General features: G+C 43.5%; 13 protein-coding genes. 10 read left to right on the top strand and 3 right to left on the bottom strand.

The genetic code is table 11. From position 1 onward, the window contains the following. Positions 1–8 precede the first annotated feature (8 nt). From T546_RS23865 to T546_RS0117205, 4 genes are all read left to right on the top strand, one after another. Entirely contained in the window at positions 9–1,904 is a 1,896-nt protein-coding gene (locus T546_RS23865; protein WP_051629929.1) for an LCP family protein, read from the top strand. Between the two features lie 124 nt (positions 1,905–2,028). Next, a complete protein-coding gene (locus T546_RS23860; protein WP_034599790.1) occupies positions 2,029–3,435 on the top strand; it encodes a S1C family serine protease in 1,407 nt (468 codons plus the stop codon). Between the two features lie 212 nt (positions 3,436–3,647). After that, positions 3,648–5,063 (top strand): ATP-dependent Clp protease ATP-binding subunit ClpX, encoded by a 1,416-nt coding sequence (gene clpX / locus T546_RS0117210; RefSeq protein ID WP_026892689.1) that lies wholly within the window; start codon positions 3,648–3,650, stop codon positions 5,061–5,063. Between the two features lie 77 nt (positions 5,064–5,140). Next, positions 5,141–5,608 (top strand): signal peptidase II, encoded by a 468-nt coding sequence (locus tag T546_RS0117205; protein WP_026892688.1) that lies wholly within the window; start codon positions 5,141–5,143, stop codon positions 5,606–5,608. Positions 5,609–5,748: 140 nt separating this feature from the next. On the opposite strand, the gene T546_RS0117200 is transcribed toward T546_RS0117205, so the two are convergent. Further along, positions 5,749–6,108, bottom strand: a complete 360-nt coding sequence (locus tag T546_RS0117200) for a TIGR04086 family membrane protein (protein WP_024837298.1) — start codon at positions 6,106–6,108, stop codon at positions 5,749–5,751. Positions 6,109–6,289: 181 nt separating this feature from the next. Between T546_RS0117200 and scfA the strand changes: the two genes are divergently transcribed. From scfA to yajC, 4 genes are all read left to right on the top strand, one after another. Then, positions 6,290–6,436: a six-cysteine ranthipeptide SCIFF gene (scfA, locus tag T546_RS23855; protein ID WP_034599788.1), complete on the top strand. Its 147-nt coding sequence runs from the start codon at positions 6,290–6,292 to the stop codon at positions 6,434–6,436. Between the two features lie 134 nt (positions 6,437–6,570). Further along, positions 6,571–7,965, top strand: coding sequence for a thioether cross-link-forming SCIFF peptide maturase (gene scfB / locus T546_RS0117190; RefSeq protein WP_026892687.1), 1,395 nt, complete (start codon positions 6,571–6,573; stop codon positions 7,963–7,965). A gap of 56 nt (positions 7,966–8,021) precedes the next feature. Next, positions 8,022–9,158: a tRNA guanosine(34) transglycosylase Tgt gene (gene tgt, locus T546_RS0117185; protein ID WP_026892686.1), complete on the top strand. Its 1,137-nt coding sequence runs from the start codon at positions 8,022–8,024 to the stop codon at positions 9,156–9,158. 57 nt (positions 9,159–9,215) lie between these two features. Continuing rightward, positions 9,216–9,512, top strand: coding sequence for a preprotein translocase subunit YajC (gene yajC / locus T546_RS0117180; RefSeq protein WP_084326498.1), 297 nt, complete (start codon positions 9,216–9,218; stop codon positions 9,510–9,512). A gap of 293 nt (positions 9,513–9,805) precedes the next feature. Here yajC and ymfI read toward each other — a convergent pair whose 3' ends face one another. Continuing rightward, the gene (gene ymfI / locus T546_RS0117175; RefSeq protein ID WP_026892684.1) at positions 9,806–10,537 is read right to left on the bottom strand and encodes an elongation factor P 5-aminopentanone reductase; all 732 of its coding nucleotides are present in this window, start codon (positions 10,535–10,537) and stop codon (positions 9,806–9,808) included. Positions 10,538–10,729: 192 nt separating this feature from the next. On the opposite strand from ymfI, the gene trxB reads away from it, so the two are divergent. Beyond that, positions 10,730–11,656, top strand: coding sequence for a thioredoxin-disulfide reductase (gene trxB, locus T546_RS0117170; protein ID WP_026892683.1), 927 nt, complete (start codon positions 10,730–10,732; stop codon positions 11,654–11,656). A gap of 45 nt (positions 11,657–11,701) precedes the next feature. On the opposite strand, the gene hpf is transcribed toward trxB, so the two are convergent. Next, entirely contained in the window at positions 11,702–12,229 is a 528-nt protein-coding gene (gene hpf, locus T546_RS0117165) for a ribosome hibernation-promoting factor, HPF/YfiA family (protein ID WP_026892682.1), read from the bottom strand. Positions 12,230–12,844: 615 nt separating this feature from the next. Here hpf and secA point away from each other — a divergent pair. Further along, positions 12,845–15,415 (top strand): preprotein translocase subunit SecA, encoded by a 2,571-nt coding sequence (gene secA, locus T546_RS0117160; RefSeq protein WP_026892681.1) that lies wholly within the window; start codon positions 12,845–12,847, stop codon positions 15,413–15,415. The last annotated feature ends 13 nt before the right edge of the window (positions 15,416–15,428 follow it).

The raw sequence follows: 15,428 nt of genomic DNA, 5'->3' as shown, positions 1-15,428 counted from the left end.
TTAATTAGATGAAAAATGAATTTGATGATGAGTTAAACCGTGAGAATAAGAAAAGGGCAAGACGCGGTTACGATTCAAAACCAGATCCGTCCGATAGAGATTACTACCTGGATGACGATTACGAAGATTTTGAAGACCGCCAAAGCCGCGGTGCCTATCATACGAATAACAGGGAAAACGGAGGCAGCCAGCCAACTCGCCGGGCACAGTCATCATCAGAGACAGGTTCCACAGGCCAGAACCCATCCCGTCAGAGACAATCCTCTGGAGGTACTCAGGGAAACAGCCAGTCACCGTCCCGTGGACAGATCGTCATCGGTGACGGCGGCACCAGACAGCAGTCCAGAGCGCCAAGACAGGAAAAACCGACCGCTTCCAGCCGTGCAGCAGGAGCCACCGGAAAGAAACGAAAGATCAGACGAATCATCATTATGGCGATTGCAGAGATCTTTACTCTGGCCCTTATTTTTTCCTATGCTTATGTGGCAAGAATCATGGGCTCCATTCAGCGTCCCGATAACTTTGATAAGGACCAGGTCCGGAATGAAGAGATGTCCCAAGAGCAGAAGAAGCACATGACCGGGTACCGTACCATTGCGGTTTTCGGTGTGGACAGCCGTGACGGTAACGTAAACAAGGGAACCAATGCTGACGTTATTATGATATGCAACATCAACCGTGACACAGGAGAGATACGACTGGTTTCGGTATTTAGAGATACATATCTGAATATAAACGAAGGCACTACCTATAATAAGATTAATGCCGCTTATGCCAACGGAGGCGCTTCCCAGGCCCTGGCAGCCTTAAATAAAAACCTTGATCTGGATATACAGGAGTATGTAACCTTTAACTGGAAATCAGTTGCCGACGGCATTAATATGCTGGGAGGCGTTGATATCGATATTACAAAGGCAGAATTCAAATATATTAACTCCTTTATTACAGAGACCGTTCAAAAAACAGGAATACCTTCCGTTCATTTAAAATCAGCAGGTTTAAACCATTTAGATGGTGTTCAGGCCGTTGCTTACGCCAGACTTAGAAAGATGGATACAGATTATGCCAGAACAGAACGCCAGCGTCTGGTCATTCAAAAATCATTTGAAAAAGCAAAAAAAGCAGATTTAGGCCTGTTGAACCGGATTCTTTTAATGGAAGTAGAGCAGGTAGGAACGAACCTGACCTTCGGTGATTTTACTGAGCTCTTATTAGATATTGGAAAATATCACATCGGTGAGACCGGCGGTTTCCCATTCACCCGCGGCGATATGAAGATGGGCAAAAAGGGCGATTGCGTCATTCCACAGACCCTGGTTACCAATGTATCAGACCTTCATAAGTTCCTTTTTGGAAAGGAAAGCTATGAGCCTTCTGAGATGGTGAAGAAGATCAGTGCCAAGATTGCTGCCGATTCCGGTATGTATAAGGACGGTAAGTATAGCGATGATTCTACGAAGCCAACCAAGGATAAGCCTAAAAAAGAAGACAATGAAACAAAAGAGGTAAGAACGACGGAAGAGGTGGAGACCTCATTCCATGAAAGCTCTGCCTATGAAACAGATGCGAATGGTAAGCCGATCAAAGGCCCTGGAACAGGTACCAGCAGCGGAGAGACAAAGGAGACAAAGCCAGGAGAGACAAAGGCTCAGGAATCCTCAAGCGGTTCTACCAGACCCGGGGAGACAAAACCAACCCAGTCAAGTGGAACCACAGAGACCACGACGGTCTCTCACGGACCTGGTGGAAAAGAGACAACTGCGGCTACCCAGCCAACGACTCCTGAAACGACCAAATCAAATACAACCGGACCTGTAGATTCAAACCAGACCCAGCCGGGTAATGTTGTCCCGGGCGGAGCAAATACAGAAGCTCCGGTAGTACCAGCACCACCAGCTGCATAAGGAAACAGATAAATCTATCTCATTTCACATATTAACTATATTTTTATCACAAATTGGTCACAATTCATTGATAGACTGTGATTATGAAAGCGATAACAAGTATAGGTGAAAGGAGATAGATTTTATGTTTGATGAAAATAAAGACACAGGCAATTTAAATCCTGAGGAAAATAAAAATGTAGAACCAATGACAACGAACTTTATTATGAGGGACCCGGAACCAGAGGAAACAAAGACCAGCCAGAGTATTCCACATTACCAGGAATACCAGAATCAAAGAATTGTGGACCAGATGACGCTGGAAAAAGAGCCTAAGCCTCGTAAAAAACGTGGCGGGGTAAAAAAAGCAGCAGCCCTGGTGGGAAGCGCTCTCGTCTTTGGAGTCATTGCAGGAAGCACCATGGTAGGAATCAACTGGACAGCCGGAGCTTATGGCAATAATAATTCTGTTGAGATCAACAAGGCTGAAACTGTTTCTTCCTCGTCGACGGTACCGGCTGCCAATGCTTCAAGTTTAACCGTTCCCAATGATGTATCGGGGATTGTAGATAAAGCAATGCCGTCTGTGGTAGCCATAACCAGTAAAGTAGTCTACGAAAGTCAGACCTGGTTTGGACCCATGCAGAGAGAAGGCGAAGGAAGCGGTTCCGGTATTATTGTAGGAAAGAACGACGATGAGCTGTTGATCGTGACCAACAACCATGTGGTACAGGGAGCAGAAGCTTTAAAGGTAAACTTCATTGATCAGCAGGCCGTGGATGCAGCCATCAAAGGCACCGATGCAGAATCAGACTTAGCAGTGATTGCAGTTCCCCTTAAGAATATTTCCTCTGACACCTTATCCAAAATAGCCATAGCCTCTCTTGGTAACTCCGATACCTTAAAGGTAGGTCAGGGGGTAGTAGCCATTGGTAATGCACTTGGATATGGCCAGTCCGTTACCGTAGGTTATATCAGTGCACTTGATCGTGCTGTTCAGACAGAAGACGGAACAAACCGGAATCTTCTCCAGACCGATGCAGCCATTAACCCAGGTAACAGCGGTGGTGCTCTTTTAAATATGCAGGGTGAGGTCATTGGAATTAACTCAGCAAAATATTCTTCTACCGAAGTAGAAGGAATGGGATATGCAATCCCGATTTCAAAGGCACAGGAAATTTTTGATAACCTGATGACAAAGACCACAAGAACTCAGGTCTCTGATGCAGAGCAGGGATATTTAGGAATCCAGTGCAAGAACATTGATGCAACGACCAGCCAGCAGCTTGGTATGCCTCAGGGTGTATTCATCTATAAGATCGTAGAAGGCGGCGCTGCCAGCAAGTCTGATTTAAAGGAAAAGGACATTATCACCAAGTTTGACGGACAGTCCATTAAGACCTACGATGACCTTACCAGTATGTTAAAATATTATAAGGGCGGAAGCACGATTTCAGTCACAGTCCAGTCCCTTGAAAATGGTAAGTACGTGGAACGCAATGTTGACATCACTCTTGGAAAGAGACCGGCAGAAACTCAGCCACAAAGCTAAAAGTTACAGAGGCTTAACCCGATATAAAACCAATAAGAAGATGCGTTTTGAATCAGCTGGCGTGCTGAGGCAAAGCGCATTTTCTTATTCATTAAAAAAATCTAAATTCCCCGTCCGCACTTGTAGGAGAGTTTTAAATGCATTATAATATCCCTGTGGGAAGTATATAATTACAGATAGAAGGAGAACATAGATTGAACGATAAAGAGATACTGGAGGAGAAGATGGAAGACAATAATGTCCATGGCTCTGATGGAGAAGATACAAAGAGTGAACAGGATGAGTATGAAAAGTTCTGTTACGTCTGCCGTAGATCGGAACAAGTAACAGGACCCATGATCTCCATGCCGGGTTCCATGAATTTATGCCATGATTGTATGCAAAAGGCATTTGATTCCGTGTCCCAGGGCGGATTTGATCTAAGTAAGATTCCCAACATGCCATATATGAATCTGAATTTAAATGATCTTGGAAAGCTGAATAGCCAGGATTTTGATATACCCAAGAAACAAAAGATTAAAAAACGTTCCGACAAGGAAGCAAAGCCTGAAATCAGTTTAAAGGATATCCCGGCTCCCCATGTGATTCGTCAAAAGCTTGACGAATACGTCATTGGGCAGGAGCAGGCAAAGAAGGTAATTTCAGTGGCTGTTTACAATCATTATAAAAGAGTTTACTTAACAGAAAAGGGAATGACAGATGAAGAAGGTAATGTGCAGATTGAAAAATCCAACATTTTAATGATCGGTCCTACCGGCAGCGGAAAGACTTATCTGGTGAAGACCCTTGCAAAGCTGTTAGACGTTCCCCTGGCCATTGCCGATGCCACCTCATTAACAGAAGCCGGTTACATAGGCGATGATATAGAGAGCGTGGTATCAAAGCTACTCTCTGCCGCAGGCAACGATGTGGACAAGGCAGAGCGGGGAATTATATTCATTGATGAAATCGATAAGATCGCCAAGAAAAAAAGTACCAGCAGCCGTGATGTCAGCGGGGAATCCGTGCAGCAGGAGCTGTTAAAGCTTTTAGAAGGTAGCACCGTAGAGGTTCCGGTAGGCTCTAATCAAAAGAATGCCCTTACCCCCATGACCTCTGTCCGTACCGACAACATACTTTTTATCTGTGGAGGTGCCTTCCCGGATCTCGAGGATATCATTAAGGAACGACTAAAGGAAAAGTCCTCCATGGGATTTTCCGCAGAATTAAAGGACCGTTATGAAAAAGATTCCAATATACTTTTCCAGGTGACCAACGAAGATTTAAGAAAGTTCGGCATGATACCAGAGTTCTTAGGCCGTCTGCCTATATCGGTGACTCTGGAATCCTTAAATAAAGACCTTCTGATCCGCGTATTAAAAGAACCAAAGAATGCTATCTTAAAACAATACAAAAAGCTTTTGGAGCTTGACGAGGTGCAGCTTGTCTTTGAAGAAGAGGCACTGGAGTGGATTGCAGAAGAGGCAATGAAGAAAAAGACCGGTGCAAGAGCACTGCGCGCCATTATAGAAAACTTCATGCTGGATATCATGTATGAGATTCCAAAGGACCCAAGTATCGGTTCCGTTGTCATAACAAGAGCCTACCTGGATAAAAAGGGAGGACCGTTCATACAGATGAGAAGCTGACAGAACGGAAAGAATGAAATTCTAAGGATAAAATGTCCTGAAAGTTGGAGATAATAAAGGCGGAAGGAGTGTATGATATGATATTTGTTGGTCTTATCGCATTATTGGCAGCCGTGGACCTTTTTATAAAAAGTTCCATCGAAGAACAGGAGGAATCCCAGTTTCCCAAGGAATTAAAGGGAAGCAACGGAAAAGTCCTTCTATATAAGAATCACAATGCCGGATTTTCCTTCGGCTATCTAAAGAACCGCCCTGAAGTCGTTCAGATGATACCTCTGGCAGTGGCTTCCTTTGTGGGAGGAATGCTTGGCGGGCTTTTAAAATCAAAAGGAAGAATCGCAGATAAACTTGCCTTTTCCCTCGTACTTGGAGGCGCGATCAGCAATTTATACGATAGATTGGTCCGTGGCTACGTGGTCGATTATTTCAGCCTTCAGTTCGGAAAGCTGAAAAAGGTGGTTTTCAATCTTGGAGATATCTTTATTTTCCTGGGAGCAGCCATTTTCTTAATCGTGGAACTGATTCGTACCTTCCGGGATCGCTAAAATTATAAAAATACGTCCTGACCTTACTTATATAATTGGTGCCTCCACTGGTGTGGTCTGCACCATTTAAATAAATAGGTTCAGGACGTATTTTTAATGTAAAGCCCTACCAGCTCCTCTGCCTGAGCTGTTTTGCTACTCTAACTTAACATTCCACCCGCTGTTCCGCTTGCAGCACAGATGGCCATGGTAGTCAGAATCTGGTTCATGGAGCCGTTAATTCCTTTGCTCATAAGAAATGAGACCGCAAGCAGGACCACAAAATAAAGCAGCCCCAGCAAAAGTCCCCAGAAGAACCTTCTCTGTCTTATGCTTTTCCCCATGAGAATTCCGCCAAAGAGACAGGTAATAATGTAGACCGCATTGACTCCCAGCCGTATCTGGCCTTCCTTTAATTGAAATTTATAAAGTGCCAAGGCCAGGACAACAAGCAGGATACCGGTCAGTATGTAGGAGATGAGCAGATTTCTAAGTGTGACCTGAAGCTTTGATTTTTCCATTTGATTACTCCTCACATCTTGTCTTATGGTTCAGTATATTCCCTCCCTGTAGAGTATATTCTAAGAGTTTGGCCTATTTCAGTCAATCTTCCCCGGTTTTACAGGGCCGATTCATCTTGCGCTGTCAAAAAACATGTGGTATAATCGCAAGGAATTATGTAAATACAGGAGGTGTAAGTTTATGAAGCACGTTAAAACATTAAGTTCCAGTACATTAAAAGAATCTATGAAAAAAGGCGGCTGCGGCGAGTGCCAGACTTCCTGTCAGTCTGCCTGCAAAACATCCTGTACAGTAGGAAATCAGAGCTGTGAGAACACCAACCGCTAATTAAAACTGTATAGAACAGCCATAAGGCAGAGAAGCAGATGCCCCTACGGTCTTAAGACAGTAGGGGTTCCTTCGCTTGTCTGCCTAACATCAATCAAAGGGTCAACCTTTTTCTAAAAGTTAGGAGAATACAAGTGATTCATCAATATATTAATAATGGCTTCCATATTATTTTGGATGTCAACAGCGGAGCAGTCCATTCCGTAGATGCGGTGATGTATGATGCAGTGGCAGCAGCAAAGGAACTGATTCCTGATATGGAAAAGCCGGAAAAGCTGTCCGGTCAGGTAACGGAGGCAGTCATAAGCCGTTTAAAGGATTCTTATCCTGAAGCCGAAATCGCAGAGGCATTAGAGGAAATCCAGTATCTCATCGATGCAGGGGAATTATTTTCAAAAGATGTTTACCATGACTATGTGGTAGATTTTAAGAAGAGAAAGACAGTGGTAAAAGCGCTCTGTTTACATATTGCTCATGACTGCAACCTGGCTTGCCAGTATTGCTTTGCAGAAGAAGGGGAATACCACGGCCGCCGTGCTCTCATGTCCTTTGAGGTAGGAAAAAAGGCCATTGACTTCCTTCTTTTAAATTCCGGCAACCGCAAAAACTTAGAAATAGACTTCTTTGGCGGCGAACCGTTAATGAACTGGGAAGTTGTTAAGCAGATTGTTGAATACGGACGCTCAAAAGAGAAAGAATATAATAAGAACTTCCGTTTCACCATGACCACCAACGGCGTTCTTTTAAATGACGAGATCATGGAGTTCTGCAACAAGGAAATGAGCAATGTGGTATTAAGTCTTGACGGACGTAAGGAAGTCAACGACAAGATGCGTCCGTTCCGTAACGGAAAGGGAAGCTACGAATTAATCGTACCAAAGTTCCAGAAATTTGCAAAGCTTCGTGAAAACAAGGATTATTATATCAGAGGAACCTTTACCAGAGAAAACATGGATTTTGCCAAAGACGTTCTGGAATTTGCAGATTTAGGCTTTAAGAGCATGTCCATTGAACCAGTAGTGGCTCAGGCGGAAGAGTATTATGCCATTCGGGAAGAGGACATTCCTCAGATTCTTGAAGAATACGATAACCTTGCAGTGGAATACATCAAACGTCGTAAGGAAGGCAGAGGCTTTAATTTCTTCCATTTTAATATTGATTTACAGCAGGGACCATGTGTGGCAAAGCGTCTTGCCGGCTGCGGTTCCGGTACCGAGTATTTAGCGGTAACTCCATGGGGCGATTTCTATCCCTGCCACCAGTTCGTAGGACAGGACGATTACCTTCTTGGAAATGTAGACGAAGGTCTGCTGAACACAAAAGTACGCGATGAATTCAAGCTTTGCAACGTATATGCAAAAGACAAATGCCAGGACTGCTTTGCAAGATTTTATTGCAGCGGCGGCTGTGCAGCCAATTCCTACAACTTCCATGGCAATATTACAGATGCATATGATATCGGATGCGAGATGGAAAAGAAGCGGGTGGAATGTTCCATCATGATCAAGGCTGCGCTGGCAGAAGAATAAGAATCAATTACCCGCTGTGTAACTGAAAACTCAGAAACAAAAGTAAGGGACTATCAATGAAGTATACTTTAATAAAAAAGGATGGCAGGGCCAAACGGGCAGAGGTCACCACAGTCCATGGCACCATTCAGACCCCTGTATTCATGAACGTAGGTACGGTTGCAGCCATTAAGGGCGCTGTATCCACCGATGATTTACGGGAGATAAAGACTCAGGTGCAGCTGTCAAACACCTACCATCTTCACGTACGTACCGGAGATAAGCTGATCAGACAGTTTGGCGGCCTGCACCAGTTCATGAACTGGGACCGCCCCATCCTTACGGATTCCGGCGGATTCCAGGTGTTCTCTTTAACCGGATTAAGAAAGATAAAAGAAGAAGGTGTTTATTTCCAGTCCCATATCGACGGACATAAGATCTTCATGGGACCAGAAGAGAGCATGCAGATTCAGTCAAACCTTGGCTCAACCATTGCCATGGCTTTTGATGAATGCCCGCCTCACCCTGCTACCAGGGAATATATGCAAAACAGCGTGGACAGAACCACCAGATGGCTGGAGCGCTGCCGTACCGAGATGGCAAGGCTTAACTCCCTTCCAGAGACCATTAATAAAGAACAGCTATTATTTGGTATTAATCAGGGCGGAACCTATGAGGATATCCGTATCGCTCATGCAAAAACCATTTCTGCCATGGACTTAGATGGTTATGCCCTTGGCGGACTTGCTGTTGGAGAAAGCCATTCCGAGATGTACCGGATTTTAGATGAAACCGTTCCCTATCTTCCGGAAAATAAGCCTACTTATCTCATGGGCGTAGGAACACCGGCAAACATCTTAGAGGCTGTTGACCGGGGCGTGGATTTCTTTGACTGTGTCTATCCTTCAAGGAACGGACGTCATGGACATGTCTACACCAACAAAGGAAAGCTGAATCTGTTTAACAGCAAATTTGAGCTTGATGCCAAACCGATTGAAGAAGGCTGTCAGTGTCCGGCCTGCCGTTCCTACAGCAGAGCCTATATCAGACATCTTTTAAAGGCAAAAGAAATGCTCGGCATGAGATTATGTGTCTTGCATAATTTGTATTTTTATAATACAATGATGGAAGAGATTCGTGACGCGATTGACAATCAGTGTTATGGGGAATATAAGGAAAGAAAGCTTGCCGGAATGACGGAAGCTCAATCCTAAAAGCTGGACAAGATACCGCAGCATTTTGGCGGATCGTTATATAAGGAGGAAATGGTTATGTTATTAGCAACAGGCGGCAGCATGGGCATGGGTTTCTGGATTCTTTACATCGCAGTAATCTTTGGCTTTATGTACTTTATCGCAATCAGACCACAGAAGAAAGAAAAGAAGAGACAGCAGGATATGCTTTCCAGTATTGCCGTAGGTGACAGCGTACTAACAACCAGCGGATTTTATGGTGTAATCATCGATATGACAGAAGATACTGTAATTGTTGAATTTGGAAATAATAAAAACTGCAGAATACCTATGCAGAAGTCAGCAGTCGTTGAGATTGAAAAGCCAGAAGCTTAAGAAAATCAGGGCGTTCGGAAGAAGAATATCTTTTTCCGGGCGTTTTTTATTTATTAGGAGCAGGATGTTGACATTTTGCTGTAATCACTATATAATAATTGTATAATGTTTAATTTTATACAATTTATTTTGTCCATATTGTACTTTGTGTACCAGCCGTTGGATTGCAACATATGATTTACTATGGGACTATATAAAAGACCACCGGAACTTAAATTTCTATGGTACAAACGAGAAGTTCTGCCGGCAGGCCTTTCTTAGATCGTAAAGACATACCGGCAAAAGAGCAGTATCTAGATCCACCCACCATCAAGGCCGATGATCTGACCGGTCAGGTAAGCATTTTTATAGCCAAGGTGATACACCAGATCAGCTACCTCTTCCGCTTTTCCAAGCCTTCCGGTAGGAATCTCATCGATCAGGGCAATCAGTTCGTCCTCTTCCAAGAAACGGTTCATTTCCGTATCGATGGCACCGCAGGCGATGGCATTGACCTGAATGTTACTGGGCGCGAGCTCCTTAGCAAGGGCTTTTGTAAAGGCATTGATTCCTCCCTTCGTGGCGGAATAAGCTACTTCACAGGAAGCGCCTGCCACACCCCAGACGGAAGAGATATTGATGATTTTCCCTGATTTTTTTTCCACCATACCAGGGATAGCAAGGCGGCAGCAGTTAAAAACGGAAGTTAAATTGGTGCGAATGATCCGGTCCCAGGCTTCCGTGCTCATATCCTGGAGAAGACCAATGTAGGAAATCCCTGCATTGTTAACAAGAACATCGGGTGTACCAAATTGTTTGCGGACCCGGTCAAAGAATTCCTTGCACTGGCTTGCGTCTCCCATGTCACCCACGTAGGAAAGGCAGGAGATCTGATAGGATTCCAGTTCCTTTTTCGTTTGCAGGAGCTGATCCTCATTGTGCAGGCAGTTGATGGCTACATTATAGCCCTTTTTTGCAAATTTAACGGCAATGGCTTTTCCGATTCCTCGGGAAGCGCCGGTGATAAGTACAGTTTTCCTGGACATGAATATTCCCCTTTCTTTCATTATATAGGGATATTTTACCAAATCAAAAGGAGCAATGCAAGAATCACAAAAAGGCTCCTGATAACTTACAGGATTCTCTTATATCAGACATTGCATACTTCCGGGTTTGTAAGATATAATGAGAACAGAGAAAATTTATATCAGATTGAAACAGAAAGCAGGTAGATAAATATGAACGAAATCTATGACGTGGTAATTATCGGCTCAGGTCCGGCAGGCCTCACTGCCGCGGTTTATGGAAAAAGAGCAGAACTTAAAATGATAGTGATTGAAAAAGAGATGGCCAGTGGAGGCCAGATACTTAACACCTATGAAGTGGATAATTACCCTGGACTTCCAGGCATCAACGGATATGATCTGGGCATGAAGTTCCGGGAACATGCAGAAAAGCTGGGAGCAGAGTTCTCTAATGATGAAGTCCTTCGAATCGAAGCCGCTGAAGGTGAGTTTACCGTAGTGGGAGAAGAGAGGACCTATGTGACAAGATCCGTAATCATTGCAACCGGAGCACAGCACCGGAAATTAAGCGTGATCGGAGAAGATGAACTTACCGGCATGGGCGTATCTTACTGCGCAACCTGCGACGGCGCATTCTTCCGTAACAAAGTAGCTGCAGTTGTAGGTGGCGGAGATGTAGCCATTGAAGATGCAATTTTCTTAGCAAGAATGTGTAAGAAAGTATACTTAATTCATAGGAGAAACCAGTTACGAGGAGCCAAAACACTTCAGACCCAGCTGTTTAACCAGGAAAATGTGGAAATCATCTGGGATACCGTAGTCGATGAAATCGAAGGCGGAGATCAGGTAGAATCTCTGACAATAAGAAATGCCAATACAGACGAGACCAGAAAGCTGGCCGTGGACGGTGTATTTATAGCCGTAGGAATCAATCCTCAAAGCGAGGCTTTCAACAGCCTGGTGGAGATGGATCATGGATACATCAAAGCAGGAGAAGACTGTGAGACTAACATACCTGGTATCTTTGCAGTCGGTGATGTACGTACCAAACAGTTAAGACAGATATCCACAGCGGTATCCGATGGTGCCAATGCCATCACCAGTGTGGAACGCTACCTAACAAGACTTCAGGTAAACTAAAAATCAGCCAGGCGCTTTGCCTGGCTGATATCTTTATGATTATGATTAAAATTCTGGTTCAATGAGTCCGTAAGAACCGCCTTTTCTTTTATATACGACATTGACTTCGTCTGTATCTGCATTTAAGAATACGTAAAAGCTATGTCCAAGAAGCTCCATCTGTACACAGGCTTCTTCAGAATCCATAGGCTTTACTGCAAACTTCTTTGACTTTACGATCTCAATATGATCTTCATATGAATTCTCTTCTTCAATAAATGCTTCTGAGAAAGAAGGGACATTCTGCTTTTTGTCAATCAGCTTGTTCTTATATTTTTTCAGCTGACGTTCCAGGATCTCTTCCACAAGATCGATGGAGACGTACATGTCTGTACTGGATTCTTCCGCCCTGATTATATGTCCTTTCACTGGAATTGTTACTTCAATTTTCTGAATTTCTTTCTGAACGCTGAGTCTTACTGTGGCTTCTGTAGCAGGAGCAAAGAAACGATCCAATTTTCCAAGCTTGTCTTCAACCGCTTCCCGTAAACCTGATGTAACCTCAATATTTCTTCCTGTAATGATAAAACGCATAAGTCATCAGCTCCTTTTTCTTGAGATGGTTATAGTATAGCACATTTTTGAGAATAATTCAATATGATTGTAAAGTTTTTAGATAATTGATGTGAATTATTTGTGAAATGTCTCTACTTATATTTTATCAAATTATTGAAAAACTATAGATGGGCTTTAAAAAAAGTCAAGGGAAAAATGGAATTTTCCGTCGAAAAAGGAAATTTTATGACAAGTATACAAAAATCAGCCACTTCAAGACCTTTTCGGGAAAACTGGTAATCTGTGGAGAATAAATGTGGATAATGTGGATAACTCGGTGTATAACTGTTTTTTTACGCTTTTATGGGAGGAAATGGTGGGGATAAAAATGGGGGAAACGCACATAGACGGATGTGGATAATGTGGAAAATCAAAGAATCGAACATGTTTTTTGTGCAATGTGTCAGGTTAACCATAATTTTCACCGGTTTTGCTGCTGTTTGCCGTGGAATAATTGAATAGAACTGGCAGAATGTGGTGGTATTATTACCAGAATGTTAATTTTTTATGAATTCGTTGAATTAAAGAGGAGTTAGTGCTACAATATACAAGATTGTACGGTGTATATAGTTAAGAAGAGTAGGAGAATGAAACATGAACCTCGTTCAGAAAATATTTGGAACTCATAGTGAAAGAGAATTAAAATTGATCCATCCCATTGTGGATAAAATAGAGGCACTCCGTCCGACTATGGTAGCCCTTACGGATGAAGAGCTGAAGAACAACACAAAGCTGTTTAAAGAGAGACTGGCAGCAGGCGAGACTCTTGACGATATATTACCTGAAGCATTTGCAACCGTAAGAGAGGCTGGACGCAGAGTTCTTAATATGGAACATTTCCGTGTTCAGTTAATCGGTGGTATCGTTCTTCATCAGGGTCGTATTGCGGAGATGAAGACCGGTGAAGGTAAAACCCTGGTATCTACCTGTCCGGCATATTTAAACGCACTTGCAGGCAATGGCGTGCAGATCGTAACGGTCAATGATTACCTGGCAAAGCGTGATGCGGAGTGGATGGGAAGAATTCATGAGTTCTTAGGTATGACTGTAGGCGTTGTATTAAACTCCATGAACTCCGATGAAAGACGTGATGCTTATAATTGTGACATCACATACGTAACCAATAATGAACTTGGTTTTGATTATTTAAGAGATAACATGGCCATCTATAAAGAACAGATGGTATTAAGAAATCTTGATTTCTGTATTATTGATGAGGTTGACTCTGTGCTGATCGATGAGGCCAGAACACCTCTTATTATTTCTGGTCAGAGTGGTAAGTCTACAAAATTATATGAAGTCTGTGACATTCTTGCCCGCCAGTTAGAGCGCGGTGAGGCTTCTGCTGAGTTTTCCAAGATGGCAGCCATCATGGGCGAAGAAATTACAGAAACCGGTGATTTCATAGTCGATGAAAAAGATAAAGTAGTGAACTTAACCGAGCAGGGTGTGGAAAAGGTAGAGCAGTTCTTTCATATTGAAAACCTTTCCGATCCTCAGAACTTAGAGATCCAGCACAACATCATTCTTGCGCTCCGTGCCAACAACCTGATGTTCCGTGATAAGGATTATGTAGTAAAAGACGATGAAGTACTGATCGTAGATGAATTTACCGGACGTATCATGCCGGGAAGACGTTATTCTGACGGTCTTCATCAGGCCATTGAAGCGAAGGAACATGTAAATGTGCGCAGAGAGAGTAAGACACTTGCTACCATTACCTTCCAGAACTTCTTTAATAAGTATACAAAGAAATCAGGTATGACGGGTACCGCTCTTACAGAGGAGAAGGAATTCCGTAATACCTACGGCATGGATGCTATTTCTATTCCAACCAACCGTCCGATCGCACGTAACGACCGGGAAGACGCCGTTTATAAGACAAAGAAAGAAAAGTTTGAGGCAGTTTGCAGAGAGGTAGAAGAGGCTTATCAGAAGGGACAGCCCGTTCTGGTTGGTACGATTACCATCGAGACATCCGAGATGCTCAGCGGTATGTTAAAGCGCCGCGGCATTGCTCATAAGGTACTGAATGCCAAATACCATGAGCTGGAGGCTGAGATCGTAGCCGATGCCGGTGTCCACAAAGCAGTTACCATTGCTACCAACATGGCAGGCCGTGGTACGGATATTAAGCTAGATGACGAGTCAAAAGCAGCAGGCGGTTTAAAGATCATCGGTACCGAGCGTCATGAATCACGCCGTATCGACAATCAGCTCCGTGGCCGTGCCGGACGTCAGGGTGACCCAGGTGAATCCAGATTCTATATCTCCCTGGAAGACGATTTAATGCGTCTCTTTGGTTCCGAGCGACTTGTAACCATGTTCAATACCCTTGGTGTGCCCGAAGGCGAGGAAATCGAGCATAAGATGCTCTCCAATGCCATTGAAAAAGCGCAGATGAAGATAGAGACCAATAACTACGGAATTCGTGAGAACCTCTTAAAATACGACGAGGTCATGAACGACCAGCGTGAGGTCATCTATGCCGAGAGAAGAAAAGTATTAGACGGAGACAATATGCGTGACGTCATCTTAAAGATGGTGACAGATATTGTAGAAAATGCAGTTGACCTTTGTATTACAGAGGATCAGGCACCGGAAGACTGGGATTTAAACGAACTGAATACCTTACTTCTTTCCGTAATTCCGTTAAAGCCAATTACCATTCCAGAAGATAAGAAGATCCGTAAGAATGAATTAAAGCACATGCTGAAGGAAGAAGCCATTAAGCTTTATGAATCCAAAGAAGTTGAATTCCCGGAAGCAGAGCAGATTCGTGAAATCGAGCGAGTAATTCTCTTAAAAGTAATCGATAATAAATGGATGTCCCATATCGACGATATGGATCAGCTTCGTCAGAGTATCGGCCTTCAGGCGTATGGCCAGAGAGATCCTCTGGTAGAATATAAGATGAACGGCTATCAGATGTTTGATGAGATGATAGCAGCCATCCGTGAAGAGACTGTAAGAGTCCTCTTCCATATTCGGGTTGAGCAGAAAGTCGAAAGAGAGCCTGCTGCCAAAGTGACAGGAACCAACAAGGATGAAAGTGCAGCTAAAGCCCCTGTGAAAAAGGTAGAGGCAAAGGTTTATCCAAACGATCCATGTCCATGCGGTTCCGGTAAAAAGTACAAACAGTGCTGCGGACGTAAAATAGTATAGTATTTTATAGGAT

The sequence above is a fragment of the [Clostridium] aerotolerans DSM 5434 genome (assembly GCF_000687555.1).
Taxonomy (GTDB): domain Bacteria; phylum Bacillota; class Clostridia; order Lachnospirales; family Lachnospiraceae; genus Lacrimispora; species Lacrimispora aerotolerans.
Note: the sequence above shows the minus strand (reverse complement) of the source record. Positions and strands in the feature narration are given on the sequence as shown.